This is a genomic window from Dyadobacter sp. 32 (assembly GCF_902506755.1).
GTDB lineage: Bacteria > Bacteroidota > Bacteroidia > Cytophagales > Spirosomataceae > Dyadobacter.
Map to the genome: position 1 here is coordinate 3154773 of NZ_LR735258.1, position 18818 is coordinate 3173590.

The window sequence follows — 18818 nt, forward strand, 5'->3', positions numbered from 1 at the left end:
ACCTGAATCAAAAATCATGTTTCAAAAATTTATAGAAAGACCCGTGTTATCACTGGTCATATCCGTTTTTATAACCCTGCTCGGTCTTCTGGCCTTTTTGGGCCTGCCCGTTTCTCAGTTCCCCGATATCGTACCGCCGTCCGTTGTCGTAACGGCCACATACACCGGAGCCAACTCTGAGGTTTGTGTGAATGCCGTTGCTGTACCACTTGAAAGAGCGATTAATGGTGTTCCCGGCATGACCTACATGACCAGCGTGTCGGGTAATGACGGCGTAACTACCATTACTATTTCGTTCAACGTAGGCATTGACCCCGACCTCGCTGCCGTGAATGTGCAGAACCGTGTGCAAACCGTTATAGACGAGCTACCTGAAGAAGTAATTAAAGCCGGTGTAAAAACCGAAAAAGAGGTAAACAGCATGCTGATGTATCTGGACATCATGAGTTCGGATTCAACGGTGGGCGAAGACTTTGTATACAACTTCGCCGATATCAACATTCTGAAAGAACTAAAAAGAATTGACGGTGTTGGCCGTGCGCAGATCATGGGTAGCAAGGATTACTCCATGCGCGTATGGCTCAAACCCGATCGGATGAATAGCTACAATGTATCAGCCGATGAAGTTGTACAAGCCATTCGTGACCAGAATGTAGTAGCCGCTCCAGGGAAGACCGGAGTAAGTTCCGGTAGAGAAATTCAGGCTTTGCAGTACGTATTAAAGTACACGGGTAAGCTTTTCGAACCAGCTCAATATGAAAATATAGTACTGCGATCCAATCCTGACGGATCCATGTTAAAACTCAAGGATGTTGCCGATATAGAATTTGGAACACTCGAATACGACATGGCTTCCAAGTCCAATGGTAAACCGTCTGCATCGATCATGATTAAGCAGCGTCCTGGATCCAATGCCCAGGAGGTAATAGCAAACATCAAAGCAAAAGTAGCGGAGCTAAAAACCAGCACCTTCCCTCCCGGAATGGATTATTTTGTTTCCTACGACGTTTCGCGCTTCCTTGACGCATCCATTCATGAAGTAGTACGCACGCTGATCGAGGCCTTTATTCTGGTAATCATCATTGTATATCTTTTCCTGCAGGATTTCCGCTCTACCCTTATTCCCGCACTGGCCGTACCCGTTGCTTTGGTGGGCACGTTTGCTTTTATGCAGTTGTTCGGATTTTCCATCAACCTGCTTACCTTATTTGCACTTGTGTTGGCCATCGGAATTGTGGTGGATAATGCCATTGTCGTCGTCGAGGCCGTTCATGCAAAAATGGCCGAAAAACACCTTGATGCCCGCCAGGCGACAATTGAATCCCTGAAGGAAATGAGCGGAGCCATTATTGCGATTACCCTGGTGATGTCCGCCGTGTTTGTCCCCGTTGCATTTATGTCCGGACCGGTCGGGATATTCTATAGGCAGTTTTCGATCACTCTCGCCATATCCATTGTGATATCGGGTATCAATGCGTTGACTTTAACACCCGCACTTTGTGCATTGATGCTGAAAAACACCCATGGACAACCATCCAAAAACACCCCCCTTGACCGGTTTTTTAAAGGTTTCAATAACGGGTATGATGGGATATCGAACAAATACAGAAAACTGCTTGCGATGATCGTAAACCGGCGAGTGATTACAGTAGGTTTGCTGATTGCATTTTGTGTTGGCACTTATGGAGTTAACGCAATACTCCCCACTGGTTTCATCCCAACAGAAGATCAGGGGGTGATCAATGTAAACGTAACTACGCCCGTGGCCGCTACGGTAGAAAGAACAGAAGCTGTTTTGGATGAAATACAAAAAGTAGCGCAATCACTCGGCGCGGTGGAATCGGTATCCTCCCTTTCCGGATATAGCTTGATTACTGAATCGGCAGGGTCTTCCTATGGAATGGCCATGATCAACCTGAAACCATGGGATCAGCGCGATGTATCGGTAAAAGACATTATTGCCGAAATGGAGAAAAAAACAAAACATATAACCGATGCGGATATTCAGTTTTTCCCGCCTCCTACCGTCCCGGGTTTTGGTAACTCTAGTGGTTTCGAGCTCAGGGTTCAGGACCGGACCGGAAGTGACGACCTTCAGAAAACGGCTGAGATCACCAACAAATTCGTAAGTGATCTGATTGCATCACCAGAAATTGCTTTGGCGTTCAGCAGCTTTGACGCGAGCTTTCCCCAGTACATGATCCATATGGATGCCGAACTGGCCGCAAAAAAAGGCGTGTCGGTGGACGTTGCCATGAGCACGCTACAGACTCTGATAGGCAGTTTGTATGCTTCCAATTTTATCCGTTTTGGCCAGATGTATAAAGTCATGGTTCAGGCCGATCCTGATTTCAGGAAAAACCCGGAAGATATTCTCAAGCTGTATGTTAAAAACAACCGTGGGGAAATGGTCCCGTTCTCTACCTTTATAAGGCTTGAAAGAGTATATGGACCTGAGCTTTTGACCCGATACAACATGTTCACATCCGCCATGATCAATGGGGATGCAGCGCCTGGTTTCAGTAGCGGAGATGCAATTAAAGCCGTGGAACGTGTGGCGGCAACCAGCCTGCCCAGAGGTTTCACCTACGAATGGTCGGGTATGACGCGTGAAGAAATCTTGTCTGGCAACCAGGCGATTTATATTTTTGGCATCTGTCTGATATTTGTTTACCTGCTTCTGGCCGCACAGTATGAAAGCTTTCTGCTACCCCTGCCGGTAATTCTTTCCCTGCCAACGGGTATTTTCGGCGCATTCCTGGCGCTTAAATTAATGGGCCTTGAGAACAACATCTACGCGCAGGTTTCGCTCGTCATGCTGATCGGGTTATTGGGTAAAAATGCCATTCTTATTGTGGAGTACGCCATTATCCGACAAAAAGAAGGGCGCTCTGTAGTGGAAGCTGCTTTGGAAGGAGCTACAGAAAGGTTACGTCCGATCCTGATGACCTCCTTTGCTTTTATAGCGGGTCTGATACCGTTGGTAATGGCCTCCGGTGCCGGCGCTATCGGTAACCGCTCCATTGGTACCGCAGCGGCGGGTGGTATGCTCATTGGAACATTGTTTGGAGTAATTATCATTCCGGGACTCTATGTACTTTTTGCCGGAATGATGCGGGTCAAAAAGCCTGTGGTCATCGAAACAAAAGAAGAAGTGTTACTGGACTAAGGCAAACCTAAAACGGAGCAGCCGGGTGGATCCTGGTTGCTCCTATATTTCAAATCAGACATTCACATTTAATGAGAACATACAAAAACTATGCGCTGCTGGCTGCAACAGTCATTTTCGTTAGTAGTTGCAAACTTACCAAACCTGTTCAGCACCAGTCGGCAGTAAAGACTCCCGCCACTTATACAGGCCAAACCGACTCTACTGGTATAGGCGAAATAAAAAGAAGTGCATTTTTTACCGATACCAAACTATCTGCCCTTATAGATACGGCCATCGGCAACAATCTGGATCTGAAAATGGCTGTTCAACGCATTGAAATAGCCCGGTCCAACGTGTTATTTGCACAAGGGGCCTTACTCCCATCGGTAAGTGCGGAAGTATCCGGTGGAGGACGAAAATTTGGAAACTACACCATGGATGGTGTAGGTAACTACGATACCAACTTTTCGCCCAATATAGACAGCGACCGAAGACTTCCGGCTCCGTTTATGCCGGATTATTTTGCAGGGCTTCGCAGCTCCTGGGAGGTAGATATTTGGGGAAAACTAAAAACCCAGCGAAGAGCGGCTTACACACGCTTTCTGGCAACGGACAAGGCCCGGCAGGCGATCACGACCAGTCTGGTAGCAGATGTGGCACGCCTGTATTATGAGCTGATGAATCTGGACACTGAACTGAATATTATCAGAAAGAATATCAATCTCCAGCAAACGGCTGTGGAAACCATCGGCATTCAGAAGGAGGCAGGTAGGGCCAATGAGCTTGCCGTGCGTCAGTTTCGGGCACAATTGCTCAATACCCAGGCCCTGGAAATAGAGATCAAACAGCGAATCATTGCAACAGAAAATCAGCTGAATCTCCTTTTGGGTCGATTCCCTCAGCCTATTGTAAGAAGTACCACTTTGGAGCAATCATTTCCTGCTCAGATACAGGCAGGAATACCCTCGCAAATCCTGAGGCGTCGGCCGGATGTACAGCAGGCCGAACTTGAAATGCTGGCCAACTACGATGATCAGCAAGCCGCGCGTCTGGCATTTTTACCATCGCTAAACATTACAGCGATGCTGGGCTTCAATGCATTTAAGAGTAATCTCATTTTCAACCCAGGCTCTATTGCATATAATGCTATAGGTGGCCTTGCAGCACCGTTGATCAATAGGAAAGCACTTAAAGCCGGCCAGCAGAGAACCGAGGCAGCAAGCCTGGAATCTCTGTTCAATTACAACAAGTCTATTCTTACGGGGTTTCAGGAAGTGAGCACGAGCTTGAACAAAATTGAAAACTCAAGAAAAATAACGGAGTTTAAAAGAGAAGAAGTGGCTGTACTGCAACAAGCCGTAGCTACTTCCAGAGATTTGTTTCTCACAGGTTATGCCACCTATCTGGAAATAATCATGGCTCAAAAGAGCGTGCTAGAAGCCGAAATAACACTTAACAATGTGCAAACCGATCAGTACCTGGCCCTGGTTGAGTTGTACCGGTCCGTTGGAGGTGGTTGGGAGTAGACACTACCCCTGACTCCGATCGCCGCAAACCAGGCAGTTAAACAAATATTTTGCTAACTACCTACGATTATTCACCTGTTACGATGGCAATGGGAGAGTAATCGTAGGTTTTTTATTTTACGCATGGAAGGCTACCTACTATCCTCCCTCCGTAAACCGGCCCGGGCTTGAATATTAAGTTCTCTTCCATTCCATAGGTGAATCATCCTCATAAAGCCTCTCTCATCACCATCTGGCGGGCATTGATCGTCTTCTACGCATATTATTTATATGTTAAGCCGTGAACAGGCAAGAACCCCCATTTAGCCCTGTTTTCCTTCTAAATCGTCCCACTTTCCCTAACCTTCTGAGAAAGTGGGATTTCCCGTAACAATTAATTAATTAAAAAAATCCATTTCTTATTGGGAAAAGGTTTAGTATTGCTTAAATTTAAACGCAAGAAATAGCCAACCACCCTAAATAGGCTATTTACCCCGGCAAACATTTTAATATTTGTAAACAATTGTAGTTAATTAAAATCTATTCATTTGGATGAATTCTAAAGCAAGAATTATGAAACTACTGCCTAAACACTTTTGCAAATTAGCAAGTGTATTCCTAGCTGCCTCGGTTGGGATTGGCCAGGCCCAGGACGTGCTGATCATGGATAGCCTGGCCATTTCAAACCGAAGCGGAATAGAAAACAGCTTACAGGGAACCGTTGCCGGGTTAAGGGTGAAAAACTGGTCCGGGACACCGGGTGTTCAGTCCATCATCAATCTTCGCGGCCTGAGCCTGGACCCCACTGATGACTCTTCCTTACCCTTAATCCTTATTAACGGAGTTCCTGTCATTACCAGCCCCTCCAATGTCACTGCGATCAACCCGTTGAGCTACTATTCACCGGATCAGATTGAACGCGTTGAGATCATCAAATCCATCGACCGACTTGCCGCCTATGGTGTGCAAGCACCCAATGGAGCTATTAATCTGATTATGAAAAGTGGTAAGACAGGGCCACTGCATTTGAGAGGGTCAGCCTCGGCGGGAGTGAATTTCCTGAATGACTTCGATTATCGCAAAGACGCTTTTTACGATTTTAATACCATTGCCCGGCGTAATGTGTTTGGCAGCGGCTCACTGGTCCATGAACAAAATGTTCTTGTAGACGGTGGCGGGGCGTATGGATCCTATTTGTTTGGCTTGAATAACTATTCAGATGAAGGTTTGCTAAAATCCACGAAGTTTGGAAGGCAATCGTTATTCCTCAACGCAAAGTACAATATCACACCCAAGTTTACTGCGCATTTTTACAATAATCTTGCCCTCACCAACAGGGACAGCCGTTATGCAGGGGAATACAACCGGGAGTTTACATTACCGGTTATTGCGGACGAAGCGTTTTTTATGGACAAAAAACGCAATGTCGCCTTCCTCTCATCAGTGGGCCTCGCCTATCAGCTCCATCCCGATCTCAGTATCAGTTCTGTAGCAGGAATATCGTACGAAGGAGCCAGCCGCGACCTGTATATTCCGTCCAACATTCTGATAGGAAACATTTATGCTTCCAGCGAAGCCTATAAGCGACAGCTCATTACGATAAATACCTCGTTGAATTATGTTCGTCCCCTTTCAGAAGATTGGAAAATGGACGTTAAAGTGGGTCATGAGCTTCGTAGCACTGATAACCGGCTTACTTCTGTAGATGGATCGCGCAGCCTGGAAAGCGGTGGTTCTAACTTTGTGAAAGTGGTTACCGGATACAACGCAACACAGACAGACGCATTTTCTGATCATGATGTGGAGCAGTTGATCGGATTCTATGGAATTGGAAAGTGGAGTTATCGCGATGACCTCAAACTTAACCTCGTGCTCCGAACCGACGGGAGCTCATTGTATGAAAAAAAATGGGCGTTCTACCCGGCCCTGGGATTCGTATATAGTTTGGCGAACACATTGAAACTGCCGATATCCGTTAACGCTTCCGTAGGTAAAATGGGGATGCTGAACCGGCCTCAGGCATATCGTGGCGAGCTCGTAGCCAAAGGGGAATATTACAATGGCAATTCCTTGGGCATTGGTGAGTTGTACCCCGCCTTCCTGAATGCGAAGAGTGTGGATGTTTTTCAAATAGACGCCGGGCTTTCCTACCAGATCCACCCATCACTGACTTTTTCTGTAAACTATTTCAGCAAAACGTATACAGATTTTATCTACAAAAGATATTTACCTAACAACCAGGGTATTGATTACCGGTATGAGACAGGCGGAAAGCTGGGTCTTTCGGGGTTTGAATTTACATTAAATGGTTCCTGGATTCACACGGATCATTTCGCATGGTCCAGTAACCTGAATCTGGCCGCCTATAACAACCAGGTCAGGCAGCTTCCCAATGACATTGCCAATACCAGTATCTCACATCTGTCCGCATTAACCAAGGGCGATGCCGTCACTTCTTTAATTGCCTACGAGGGCAATCAACAGAAGGTGATCGGTAACAGCGAGGCCAAATTGTTCGGAGGAATCAGCAATACACTACGATTCAAAAACATTTCCCTCAGCTTCATGTTCAATTATGCTTCCGGAGCCGATATTATTACGGAATCATTTGGTAGCCGTTATGCCGTTGCGAGCGTTGACAAATACCCGTTAAAAGCCGCCGAGACCCCTTACTACCTACTTCAGGGCGACGACAAAAATCCTGTTTATCAAGGCATACGCACCATTGAACCTGGCAGTTTTATCCGTCTGAATAAAGCGGTTGTGACTTACCATTTAACAGGGGTATTTAAGAAGCTCCAGAAGGTCGAAGATGCGCAGTTGTTCCTGAGAGGAGATAACCTCGCAACCTTCTCCAGATACAGCGGAACCAATCCGGAAGAAAATGTCGCCGGTATAAGGAAGTACGACCTGAGCTATACAGGTACTCCCCTACCCATTGTCGTCGCCCTCGGTTTAAAAATAGTATTTTAAATAATGGCCATCATGAATGTAAAGATTTACGCAAAACTTTGGAAACTGATACCGGTGGTAGTGCTCTCACTTTCTTCTTGTTCGGATTTCCTGACGGTTACTCCTGAAAACAGAACGGAAGAGGATGGGTACTACACTTCAGCACAACGGGTGGATCAGGCCGTTGTGGGTGTGTATGTGGATTTGAGAAGAGCGTTGCTGACCAACTACGCCTGGCTGATGTACGGAGAAGCCAGAGCAGGTGACCTAACCGTTAATGTCAATTATCAGCCTTACGTAACCGCTCAGAAACTGAAGACCAATCAATACGAATTGGCCAGGCTGACCGACTGGGAATACTTTTACGACGTAATTAAAAGCGCCAATGATGTACTCAACATTGTTGAAAAGGCAGATGCCGAAGTCCTGACAGACTACCAGCGTAGTTTATATAAGGGAGAGGCATTGGCACTAAAATCCATGGCGTACTTCTACCTGACCCGGATCTGGGGAGAGATCCCATCAGCGGAAGCTGCTGATTTAGGTCAGAAAATAACCGGAGCCGCAGCCATTGAACGAGCTGTCTCCTATGCCCGCGAAGCGCTTCCCTTATTACCCTGGGCGTTGTTGAGCGACGATGGGATCGAAAGTACAGCACTGACCTCCATTCGTTTCAGCAGAACGTCAGCAACCATTTTGCTTGCACAGGAAGAATTGTGGCGGGGCAAAGGAACCGAAGCAAATGCGGCATTACAGCAACTTTTTGCGGATGGCGCAAAGCTCTCAGGCCTTAATGTATCCCTGGGCAAAGACAGGCGCACTGAAATCCCCACCACGCCGCTGAGCGGAACCGTCGTAAACATGTCGCTCGCGAAGCTTAATTCGATTTATCCGGAAGGCGATACACGCCGTGCAAGATTGTTTACTATTTCGGCAAGCCAGGGCGTTGCAACCCTGATCGTAAGAGATCAGTCGTCGCTCGAGTTGTTAAGATTAAATGAGCTCAACCTGCTTCTGGCAGAAGCTGCATGGCGCTCAGGCAACCTGGACGACGCGCGTAAATATCTGATTGCAGCTTCTACCGGTGCCACTGAAAACTACACCACTTTAACAAAGGACACTTTTGGAGATGCACTGCTACTGGAACGCCAGCGCTTGCTCGTAGGGACGGGACAACGATTCTTCGACCTCGTGCGCTTTGGCAAAGTAAGCGCATTTGTTCCGGCCCTCACCGAAGCTGCCGTTCAGAGCGGAGCTGCCTATTGGCCTTTATCTGCACGTAGTATCAGCGGGAACTCTATGACACAGAGTAGTTATTGGTCAAATTAACGATAGCATTGACAGTATTAAACAAAATCCAATGAAGACAATATTACTAAGAACTTGTTTTCTTCTCGCGGTACTGATGCTTCCCGCGCTGGCGGTTGCTCAAAAAGCAGTTACTGGCAAAGTGACAGACCAAAATGGAGAAATACTGATCGGAGCGACCATTGGGGTGAAAGGCACCGAAAATTTCACAATTACGGACGCGAAAGGGAATTATACCCTGACCCTCAGAATAGGCGATACCATCATTGGTTCCTATGTGGGGTATCAGACCAATGAAGTGGTATATCGGCAAGCGTCTAACCTGAATATTAAACTGGAATCCAGTGCCAAAGAACTGGACAACGCCATCGTCATTGGCTATGGATCCAAGATCAGGCAGGAAGTCACAGGATCCATCACGGAGATTAAGATGGATAGGATCACCGAAACACAGGTGGCTGATTCCTTTGAATCGCTGCTGCAGGGAAAAGTGGCCGGAATGAATATTCAGCTAAACTCCGGAGAGCCGGGATCTACACCTACCATCATCATCAGGGGACTGGCTGCGGTAAGCCGGGGTGACGCCTCGGCAGTTTCCGAACCACTTTATGTAATAGATGGTGTTCCGATTATATCGAGAACGGCAGACGAATTTTCCATTACCAGTACCAACGTACTGGCCGACCTCAACCCCAGTGACATTGACGATGTGGTGGTATTGAAAGATGCATCAGCAGCTGCGATTTATGGTTCCAGGGCTGCCAACGGGGTGATCCTGATCACAACCAAAAAGGGGAAACGTGGCAAACCCCAGATCAGCTTCAATGCCCGTGTGGGGATCAACTTTGTGCCACAGCTGCAGGATGTAGCCGGAGGCGCCAAAGAAAGAGAGCAGGTAGCACGGTTGTATGCGTCGTATGCACCGTACGGTGTATCCTTGCCCGCCATGTATAGCGACGTCACCAACCCATTTTACAACAACTCTTCCGACTGGCAAGGGTACCTTTACAACACCTCCGTAACACAGGATTACAGTGGCTCCATACGCGGAGCTGGTGAATTTGGTCAATACAGCATCAGCATGGGACACATGGACAACAAGGGAATTTTGTTCAATACGGGTTTCAAACGTTACAGCACCATGGCCAGTACCAGCTTCAATGCGCTGAACAACAAACTGGTGATCAACAATACGCTGGCCGTTTCACGTACAGATCAAAGTCGCAATCCCGACGGCGTTAAAACAAACTACTCCACGCTGCTGCCACTGCCCAACTCGTCGGTGGTAAAAGGAGCCGAAGTGTATGGACTTGGCAAGAAATCGAATGTCAATGACCGGATTCGTTTCAGTTCGGATGCAACAGTGAACATCATGAAAAATCTGATGTATAAGGTGAGCCTTAGTCTGGAGTACACACGTGGCATGCAGGATTCATTAAATACCTCCCGGCGCACTTTGAGAAGCTCAAATGGAAGTGGTACCAGCGAAAGCCGTAACCTTCTGATTCAAAATACGCTGAACTACAGCCCAAAATTTGGTGACGGACACAGTCTGAGCTTCCTGCTGGGGCAAAGTGCTGAAAAGATAGAAACCAAAATGACCCGCGTTAGCAGTGTAAGTGCCGCACCCACCTTGTCTGAGACTGTAAAATGGCCCACAGGAAATGCCATCGGCGCGAGTAACTATACGGCTAGTTCGATTTTGTCTTATTTCAGCCGTCTGGATTATGCTTACAAACAAAAGTACATGGTGGGCGGATCGCTCCGCGCGGATGGTTCCTCCAAATTCGGCCGAGCCAACCGCTGGGGAATATTCCCTTCCGTAACCGCAGGTTGGAACTTTGCCAAAGAAGGTATTTTTGAAGATGTCGACTGGTTGGTAAACGGTAAAATCCGTGCCAGTCACGGGATTTCAGGTACTACTTGGAGCAACGACTACCTGGCACTGGGCATCATGGATGGTGGCAAACTCGACCAGTACAATTCACTTCTGATGATCTCCTACGGCGGCATATCAGGTTATTCGCCATCCTGGTATGACGGGTTCAAAAATGAAAACCTGACATGGGTAAAAAGTCGGATGACCAATGTGGGACTGGACGTTTCATTGTTTCGCAACAAAGTTGAGTTTATCTTCGACGCTTACGAAAAACTCACCAAAGGACTGCTCCTCACCACCTCACTGCCTACCACCTCCGGTTACAACGAGGTATACCGAAATGCGGCAGATGTATTGAACCGCGGTTTGGAATTCACAGTGAACACCAACCTGAATGCCGGTACTGAATTCAACTGGAATACCGGACTCAACTTTGCCCTAAACCGAAACCGGGTGGTGGCATTACCGGATGGGAATGCAGATATCATTAAGACAAGCACATCAGGCCAGGATTTTGGCTCCATCGTGCGAACCGGCACTCCGCTCAACGGCTTTTTCTTCTATCAGTCTCAGGGCATTTACCAGACTGAAAGTGAAATTCCAATCAATCCCAAAACGGGAGCCCGACTGCTAGGCCTGCAAAATAAGAAACTCGCAGTAGGCGACCGTAATTTCAAAGACCAGAACGGAGATTACATCATTGACGTAAGGGACAGGATATACGCTGGTGACCCCAATCCCAAATGGACAGGCGGATGGACCAATGACTTTAGATACAAGAATTTTGGACTGAACCTGATTTCAACCTTTGTAATCGGCCGGAAAATTGTGAACACAGCATTGCTGGAAAGATTACAATTAGGCAAGGGATTCGCCGGAAGCAAGTCCATGCCCAACTTCGACAACTATTCGATATGGGAAAAAAGTGGCGACGTGGCCAAGTACCCCACTTTGAACCCCTGGAACGACGCCCCTCAGATTGTATCCTACGATTCGGAGTATCTGGAAGATGGATCCTACTTCAAGCTCAAAACGGCTACATTATCCTACAACCTGAATGGCAGACTGCTGAGCCGGATCGGTGTGGGACGCGCACGTGTGTATTGTACGCTTGATAACATTGTTACTTTTCAAAAATACAGCGGCCCTGACGCCGAGCTGGTAACGATTGATGGATTTGACGCCTCCGGTGGATATCCAATGCGAAGAATGATGCTATTTGGCGTTTCACTGGGACTTTAGTAAAAAAGATAAACAGTAATTAACTATGAGAAGCAAAATATTTGTCCTGTGTCTGACGCTCCTGATGTTCATCTCACAGGGCTGTAAAGACTGGCTGGACCAACTCCCGATCAATACCGTCACCGAAGATCAGGCCTGGAAGACCGGTAATGATGCAGAAGGTGCCGTAGCAAAATCATTTGCCATTTTCCGTCGTGCCCTGGCCGGGCTTACAAAAGACGATACTCCCTCAACCACAAGAGCGGGTGCATGGGGAGACTATTACTTCTGGGGCGACATGCGGTCGGGCGACTGGATCACACCTAATAACGATGGCGACTGGCAAGCCGGGTTTCAAAATAACCTTATTGCACGTACACAGCTGGAACCCATGACCAACTGGCGACTTTTTTACCGGGCAATCGAACAATGTAATCTTGTACTCGAGAATGTCCCCAATATCACAGAAGGATTCACTGCTGAAAGAAAGGCTGAGCTCCTCGCCGAAGCACATTTCATGCGTGCTATGGCCCATTTTTATGCCGCACGGGTGTGGGGCGACATCCCTATCAACCTAAGTGCCCGTAACGTAACACCATTGGGCCGCGAGCCGATCAATGATGTCATGAAAATGGTAGTGGAAGAAGTCGATATAGCCATTCCTGCACTTCCCTGGATGTACCCAGGAACCCGTAAGAAATCAACTTCCCGCGGCACGAAAGGCGCTGCCTTGGCCCTAAAAGCGCATGCATTGATGTGGCTGAAAGATTACCAGGGAGCTTCGGATGCACTGAAGCAGATTATTGATGAAGGAAAATTCAGCCTGACCCCTATTGAAGGGTTTCGGGATATGTTCGACAAAGGGGAATCAGATGAGCTTATTTTTCAAATGTATTATGATGTAAGTGCCGGAGAATTCTCCGATTACTACGGACATATCCTGACCTATTACCTTACCAATCCCTATACCTCCCGCGGCAACTTATCGCTGGCCGTGGCCAGGTCCAGAGTTCTTGAAGTGTACCCCGACTATGCCCGTGACAAATCCGATAAGCGCGTTGCTGAATTTTTCCAGAGTATTGATTTTTCGGTCGGTGAGAACGAGCTCAGACCCATACTTGCTGACCCCCTCGCAAATGGGGAACGCCAGATCATGTTTGCCAAATTCAGAAAAGCCAAGGATCGCTCATACACCCTGATGGATGGCCCCGTACCCATTTTCCGATATGCCGACATATTGCTACTCAAGGCAGAAGCGGACGCGAGAACCAATAAGTTGAACGAATCAATGGCCAACCTGAATCTGGTTCGTGCGCGTGCTGGAATACCGCTATTCGATAAAGCGGATCAACCATTATTGATCGAGGAGATTCTGGAAGAGCGTCGCCGCGAATTGTTTGGAGAGTATCATCGGGTGTACGATCTGGTCCGGCTGGGACGCCTGCACGAATTTAATTCATCCATTTCCGAAAAGGATGAAAAAGACGGTGCCGCATTTTTCCCGGTCAGTGATGAAGCCTTTTCCAATAATCCGAATATGACGCAAACCTATTACTGGCAGTTTAACCAATAACCTGAAACCAAGCAGTCAAAATGAAGAGATCCATTATCGCCATTTTACTTGCCACCGTCTTTTTCACCTGCGGATGTAACGACGATTACTTTACCGATGGGGGGGTGTCCGGTGATCAGACTGGCATACTCAATCTTTCTACCATGAAGTATCTGGAAAGCCAGCCGGCTAAATTTGACACGCTGGTTACATTGATTAAGTGGTGCGGGCTCGAAGCAGAGGTAAACAAGTCTGGCAACACTTTTCTGGCCCCACAAAACTATTCCATTCACAACTATTTCAAATTGTTGTATCCGGATGAATCCAAATGGCCGCCGCTTTCACAACTCTCGGACGCAGAGAAAGTGGATATTACCCAAATCCTAAAAAATTACATCATACCCAATAAGGAGATTGAAAGAAATGGACTGTCGCCCGCTTATAGCTACACCACCACGTTGGGAGGCAAAAAGGCCCGGTTCAACCTGATTCGGGAAGATTACCTTGGCAATGTGAACATGGGTGCTGCCTATGTAGTTTTTGCACTTGATCTAAGTCCCGCTGGCAGCACCACTGAATTTTTCCTGCCGGTTACCGTCGTAACGTCGGGCCTGCGGTCAACCAACGGCATTGTTCATGTACTCGATTCGGACACTCACATCTTCGGATTTAATTAAGTTAAAAGGATGAAACGTAAAAATACTTTAAGACTTTTTGGGTACGTCTGCCTCCTGGCAGGATGTGCCGTGTTTCTGCCCGGATGTGTAGAAATACCAGAAGAAGGAAGTTTAGCCCCTGATATCGGCTACAAAAACAGGAAACAATATGCCGTATCCGGGCTTACGCAGAATATTGGCGACTTTCTTTCGTCAAGTTCCACACTCCCCTTACGCTTTGAAATTGTCAACATTACGGAAACCAGCGGAAAGGATATTTCCGCATTGAAAGAGGAGCTCCCTGTGATCCGATACAAGGAAGCTATTGTTGGAAACGAAAGCTCCGCGGAGCTTCAGCTTAAGACCGAAACGGTAAAACAGCCCGCGATCAGTATCAATCCCAATACTGGCAAAATTGAGTTGCTGGAAGGCAATAAAATTCCGGCCGGGGAATATCGCTTTGATGTACAGGTTAGCAACACGTCGGGCAGTAAAATCCTGAAAGATGCGATCGTCATTGAATTCGTAGAATTTGAAGCAACCTCCTGGTCGGCAGGCATGAAGTCAGCGCCTCAGATCGAACGCGTTGCCGCAACTCCCAATCAGATCCTGTTTGTAGGGTATCTGAATGGCGTGAAGTTACCGGGAAATCGTATTGACTTTACCAAGAATCGGGGGGCCGGATTTAAGGGAACCTTTGTAGACGACAATGATCAGGGTGAGTTATGGAAGGTTAATTTTCCTGTGAAAAATTCCGACACTTATTGCAGCTGGAAAGTGATCACCAATACCAATGGTACTGAGCAGGTCAGCTATGTCAGCGAAAATTTCAATTTCGTTTTAGGGATTCCGGGCAGTTACGTTATTCGACTTTATAAGTAAAAGAAAATGAAACAGTATATAAAATACTCCGGCTTGGTATTGGCATTTTTGATTGTCGCAGGCAGTCTCGCCAAAGCCCAGGACAAAACCAGAAAAATATTGGTGATCGGTGTAGACGGCATTATCAATACCGCCATCGATTACGCCACCACACCGGGTGTCGACCAACTTCTGGTAGATGCCTCCTATAGTATGAACGGTTACAGTGGCGTTCCTGCCTATTCAACCACCGGCTGGGCCACACTGCTAACCGGTGTTGGTGCCCAAAAACACGGCGTCGCCACCAACAAGTCCTTTGCCGGAAATAAATTTGAAGCGTATCCTTCTGTTATCAATCGTATCAAATCGGTCAATAAAACGGCTAAGGTGGCTTCTGTTGTTCGCAATGAGGGAATCAACACTTTATTGAACAGCAACGCGGATTTCAAATTCCAGTACGGATCGGATCAGGGTGTCTACGACAAATCTGCCGAGCTTCTCAAGCAGGCTGATATCGGAGCGGTGTTTCTTCAATTCAGCAGCCCGGCCGAGGTGGGTGAGGCCGTAGGTTACCAGTTGCGCGAAGCCCGGTACGTACTCGCCATTCAGCAGATTGATAAGTATGTGGAGCAGCTGCGTGCGGCCATCACCTCACGCGCAACCTATGCCAGTGAAAACTGGGCCATATTCCTGGTATCCACACACGGAGGTACCGAGTCCGGCGCTCAGTTGAGCAATAGTGTTGAAGAATTTAACGTCCCCATCATTTTATCAGGTGGAGATATGGACAAAAAGGAGCTGATCGGAACTGCAATAGCAGCCAGAGAAAACAATGACAATGTCCTGACCTTCAATCATGCTCAGTCCGGCGACAAGACCTACGTGCGGATTCCGATTGCCAATACCGCTCTGAAGGGAATGAACAAATTCACTATTGAACTCTGGGTTAAATCCGGGGTCAATTCGAGTGACCCCTCTATAATTGGAGATAAAGACTGGGACTCGGGAGGTAATCCCGGCTTCACCCTATGCCGGAGTGGTAGCACATGGAAAATCAACATCGCCAACACCAAGCGTGAGCGTTATGACATCGGATCGAGCAAAACACTCGAAGACGGCAACTGGCATCACATGTGCGTAACCTTTGACAAAACCAAAGAGTGTATTGTATACCAGGATGGTGAAAAGGTTGGAGAATCAAAATTAACCTATAAGGCTGAAGACGACATGTCCTCCCCTTTCAATTATTTATGTCTGGCCCAGGAGGGAACACAGACTTACAGCGGTGGCGCGCCCAACTGGGCTGGAGCGATGAATGAGGTGAGAATTTGGACTGACGTCCTTTCCCCCCAAACCATCAAAGATTATATGTATTTGCGTAACATCGAAACAAGCAACCATCCCAACCGGGCCTCATTGAACCTCTACATGAAATTAGATGAAACCCGTGGAACTGTGATTCAGGATTTAAGCGGAAAAGGCAATCACGGAGAGCTGATTGGCCCGGCCACCGAGCGTCATCCGCTCTATGCTATCGGCCTCACCGATGTAGCTGTGAATATATTGAGTCATTTAGGTATCCGTGTTGACGGCACCTGGGGGTTAGAAGGGAATTCCCTAAAGTCCAATGTCCCTTTTCGTCTGTTTAAAGTGAAATAATCCAACTGTCATGCAAACAAGATTGAAATTCAAAACAAGTTTTATTGCACTCTTCGTGCTGGTCGTACTGGGCTTGAGCTCATGTAAGGAAGACCCTTCGGTAGGCACACTGGATGGAGAGCAGCTGGTCGCAGGGAGGTTAGGCGGAACATGGGCTAAGCCAACCAATATTGTAACACCTACGGGAGTTCCGGCAGAAGTATTTGGAGACATGAGGCTCGTACTAACGACCGACGATTCCGGCAAGCCTTCTGATTTTCTTGGGCAGGACTGCCCCATTATCTTCGGCGGATCGGCCGGAACCTGGACCGTCACCGGAACCCAGGAAGGCGCCAAGGTAAAATTGACCGGCGTGACACCCGTCGATGAATTCGATGCCAAAGTATCATCGGGCGCCCTTATCATCTCCTTTAAAATGGGATGGGAAAATACGGACACCGGCGTTACGGGCCAGGGAGATTTCAGCGTAACACTAAGCCGTCAATAGGCTTAAAATTAGAATTGATTATTTATAAAGCAGCCTTCTAAAAAAAGCATATATGAAAATCATGAATTATACCACCCCTTTCAGGTCTTTATTAATAGCCCTGATAACCTCCTTCTGCTTGCTTTCCTGCGAGGAAGAATATGACCACACCGTAGATGTAGCCAATCCCGTCGTTGTGAGTTTCAATCCGGTGTTGGGTGTCGAGGAGGTATCGGTCAACAGTAACCTTGTACTAACATTTGACGAGAATGTAAAAAAAGGAACAGGTAATATTATAGTGAAAGGAGAGTCCTCTACCAAGACCATTGATGTGGCTTCGGAGGCCGTCACGATTGGGACAGATGCCCGTGTGGTTACGATCAAACCCGGAGAACTCGAATCTGACGAAAAATACACAGTGACTGTAGACCAGGGTGCCTTCATGGACCTGCTCGACAATAAGTTTATGGGTGTTGCTACTCCCTGGACATTTACCACGGCGGGCACAAGTGGCCCGATGGTACTCGCACTCTCACCTGCAAATGGCAGTAAAGATGGCTCCTTGTTTAAGCTCCAGCTGACCTTTCTGGCAGAGGTCAAAAAAGGAACGGGTAACATTGCGGTGTATGCTGCCAACAACACAAAAGTCGCCGAAGTATCTGTCGCTAGTTCAAACGTAGTGGTGGAAGGCAGCAAAGTTGTGGTAGACCTGCCGGCCCCGCTGGCCTTTGCCACCGGCTACTACGTAACCATAGATGCCGGCGCAATCCTCGACATACCAGGTAAGAAGTTCAAAGGGTACAAAGGCAGCACAGGCTGGGCTTTTACCACAACTCCGGGTAGCGGAAGCGAACTGGCCGTTCATTTACCGCTGGATCAGGATCTATCAGACATAAGTGGCAATAAATTTGACGCCGTAAACGGCAGCACTGCTTCGGCAAAAGTGGAGTTCACTACTGACCCTGTTCGGGGTAAAGTGGCCAGCTTTCCATCCGGCTCTTATGCCGTACTGCCCAAACATAATCTGCTGCGACCTTCGATGACCCAGGATTTCAGTATTAATATCTGGATGAAACTAACCGCGATAGGTTCCGACCCTGCCCTCTTCGCTAATTCTGACTGGGACTCTGGTAGTAATCCGGGATTGGTACTATATCTTGATGGTGCTCTTACCTATACCGGCCCTGGTTCGACGGGAAGGGGCTGGGTTACAAAAATTACCGGTGGCGTTCGTATGAACTGGCGCGCCGGCGAAATGACGCCCCAGGCTCCTGCATTGGCCGACAATAAGTGGCACATGGTTACGATGGTCGTCAACCAAACCACGAAGCGCCTGCAGATTTACATTGATGGGGTTACGTATTCAAACCCCGCTACGGCTACTAGTTATGACCTTAATACCCTCACTGCACAATGGTGGGATGCAGCCAAAGATTATCCTTTTACAATCTGGGAGGATGGCACCGGCAAATACAATGCAGGCGATGGCACACGCAAAGCACTGGCCGGCTATGTAGACGACCTTCGTATCTACAACAAAGCACTCACCCAGGCAGAGGTTACAGCCTTATTTAAAAATTGAGTTTGAGCGTTCCAGGTTGTATCTGA

General features: G+C 47.7%; 11 protein-coding genes. All 11 read left to right on the forward strand.

All coding sequences use genetic code 11. The features are described from left to right. Positions 1–16 precede the first annotated feature (16 nt). The 11 genes from DYADSP32_RS12890 to DYADSP32_RS12940 all read left to right on the forward strand — a co-directional run bounded on the left by DYADSP32_RS12890 (position 17) and on the right by DYADSP32_RS12940 (position 18792). Positions 17–3169, forward strand: a complete 3153-nt coding sequence (locus DYADSP32_RS12890) for an efflux RND transporter permease subunit (RefSeq protein ID WP_149242352.1) — start codon at positions 17–19, stop codon at positions 3167–3169. A 71-nt stretch (positions 3170–3240) separates the two neighbouring features. Beyond that, positions 3241–4677: an efflux transporter outer membrane subunit gene (locus DYADSP32_RS12895; RefSeq protein WP_149242351.1), complete on the forward strand. Its 1437-nt coding sequence runs from the start codon at positions 3241–3243 to the stop codon at positions 4675–4677. A gap of 552 nt (positions 4678–5229) precedes the next feature. Next, the gene (locus DYADSP32_RS12900; RefSeq protein ID WP_414617727.1) at positions 5230–7629 is read left to right on the forward strand and encodes a TonB-dependent receptor plug domain-containing protein; all 2400 of its coding nucleotides are present in this window, start codon (positions 5230–5232) and stop codon (positions 7627–7629) included. Positions 7630–7641: 12 nt separating this feature from the next. Further along, positions 7642–8937 carry a RagB/SusD family nutrient uptake outer membrane protein gene (locus tag DYADSP32_RS12905; RefSeq protein ID WP_414617728.1) on the forward strand — a complete coding sequence of 432 codons (1296 nt, stop codon included), beginning with the start codon at positions 7642–7644 and terminating at the stop codon, positions 8935–8937. 31 nt (positions 8938–8968) lie between these two features. Beyond that, on the forward strand, positions 8969–12037 hold the full coding sequence (locus tag DYADSP32_RS12910) for a SusC/RagA family TonB-linked outer membrane protein (RefSeq protein ID WP_149242348.1): 3069 nt from the start codon (positions 8969–8971) through the stop codon (positions 12035–12037). A gap of 25 nt (positions 12038–12062) precedes the next feature. Beyond that, a complete protein-coding gene (locus DYADSP32_RS12915) occupies positions 12063–13589 on the forward strand; it encodes a RagB/SusD family nutrient uptake outer membrane protein (protein ID WP_149242347.1) in 1527 nt (508 codons plus the stop codon). Positions 13590–13609: 20 nt separating this feature from the next. Then, entirely contained in the window at positions 13610–14245 is a 636-nt protein-coding gene (locus DYADSP32_RS12920) for a fasciclin domain-containing protein (protein ID WP_149242346.1), read from the forward strand. A gap of 9 nt (positions 14246–14254) precedes the next feature. Then, a complete protein-coding gene (locus DYADSP32_RS12925; RefSeq protein ID WP_149242345.1) occupies positions 14255–15106 on the forward strand; it encodes a DUF5007 domain-containing protein in 852 nt (283 codons plus the stop codon). 6 nt (positions 15107–15112) lie between these two features. Then, positions 15113–16744 (forward strand): LamG-like jellyroll fold domain-containing protein, encoded by a 1632-nt coding sequence (locus tag DYADSP32_RS12930; RefSeq protein ID WP_149242344.1) that lies wholly within the window; start codon positions 15113–15115, stop codon positions 16742–16744. Between the two features lie 10 nt (positions 16745–16754). Next, positions 16755–17231 (forward strand): hypothetical protein, encoded by a 477-nt coding sequence (locus DYADSP32_RS12935; RefSeq protein WP_149242343.1) that lies wholly within the window; start codon positions 16755–16757, stop codon positions 17229–17231. A gap of 52 nt (positions 17232–17283) precedes the next feature. Further along, the gene (locus DYADSP32_RS12940; protein WP_149242342.1) at positions 17284–18792 is read left to right on the forward strand and encodes an Ig-like domain-containing protein; all 1509 of its coding nucleotides are present in this window, start codon (positions 17284–17286) and stop codon (positions 18790–18792) included. The last annotated feature ends 26 nt before the right edge of the window (positions 18793–18818 follow it).

What these genes read in the sequence shown, in the direction of transcription:
- DYADSP32_RS12935 (WP_149242343.1), top strand. Translation starts at nt 16,755, where the DNA reads ATGCAAACAAGATTGAAATTCAAAACAAGTTTTATTGCACTCTTCGTG.
- DYADSP32_RS12925 (WP_149242345.1), top strand. Translation starts at nt 14,255, where the DNA reads ATGAAACGTAAAAATACTTTAAGACTTTTTGGGTACGTCTGCCTCCTG.
- DYADSP32_RS12895 (WP_149242351.1), top strand. Translation starts at nt 3,241, where the DNA reads ATGAGAACATACAAAAACTATGCGCTGCTGGCTGCAACAGTCATTTTC.
- DYADSP32_RS12890 (WP_149242352.1), top strand. Translation starts at nt 17, where the DNA reads ATGTTTCAAAAATTTATAGAAAGACCCGTGTTATCACTGGTCATATCC.
- DYADSP32_RS12915 (WP_149242347.1), top strand. Translation starts at nt 12,063, where the DNA reads ATGAGAAGCAAAATATTTGTCCTGTGTCTGACGCTCCTGATGTTCATC.
- DYADSP32_RS12930 (WP_149242344.1), top strand. Translation starts at nt 15,113, where the DNA reads ATGAAACAGTATATAAAATACTCCGGCTTGGTATTGGCATTTTTGATT.
- DYADSP32_RS12940 (WP_149242342.1), top strand. Translation starts at nt 17,284, where the DNA reads ATGAAAATCATGAATTATACCACCCCTTTCAGGTCTTTATTAATAGCC.
- DYADSP32_RS12910 (WP_149242348.1), top strand. Translation starts at nt 8,969, where the DNA reads ATGAAGACAATATTACTAAGAACTTGTTTTCTTCTCGCGGTACTGATG.
- DYADSP32_RS12920 (WP_149242346.1), top strand. Translation starts at nt 13,610, where the DNA reads ATGAAGAGATCCATTATCGCCATTTTACTTGCCACCGTCTTTTTCACC.
- DYADSP32_RS12905 (WP_414617728.1), top strand. Translation starts at nt 7,642, where the DNA reads ATGAATGTAAAGATTTACGCAAAACTTTGGAAACTGATACCGGTGGTA.
- DYADSP32_RS12900 (WP_414617727.1), top strand. Translation starts at nt 5,230, where the DNA reads ATGAAACTACTGCCTAAACACTTTTGCAAATTAGCAAGTGTATTCCTA.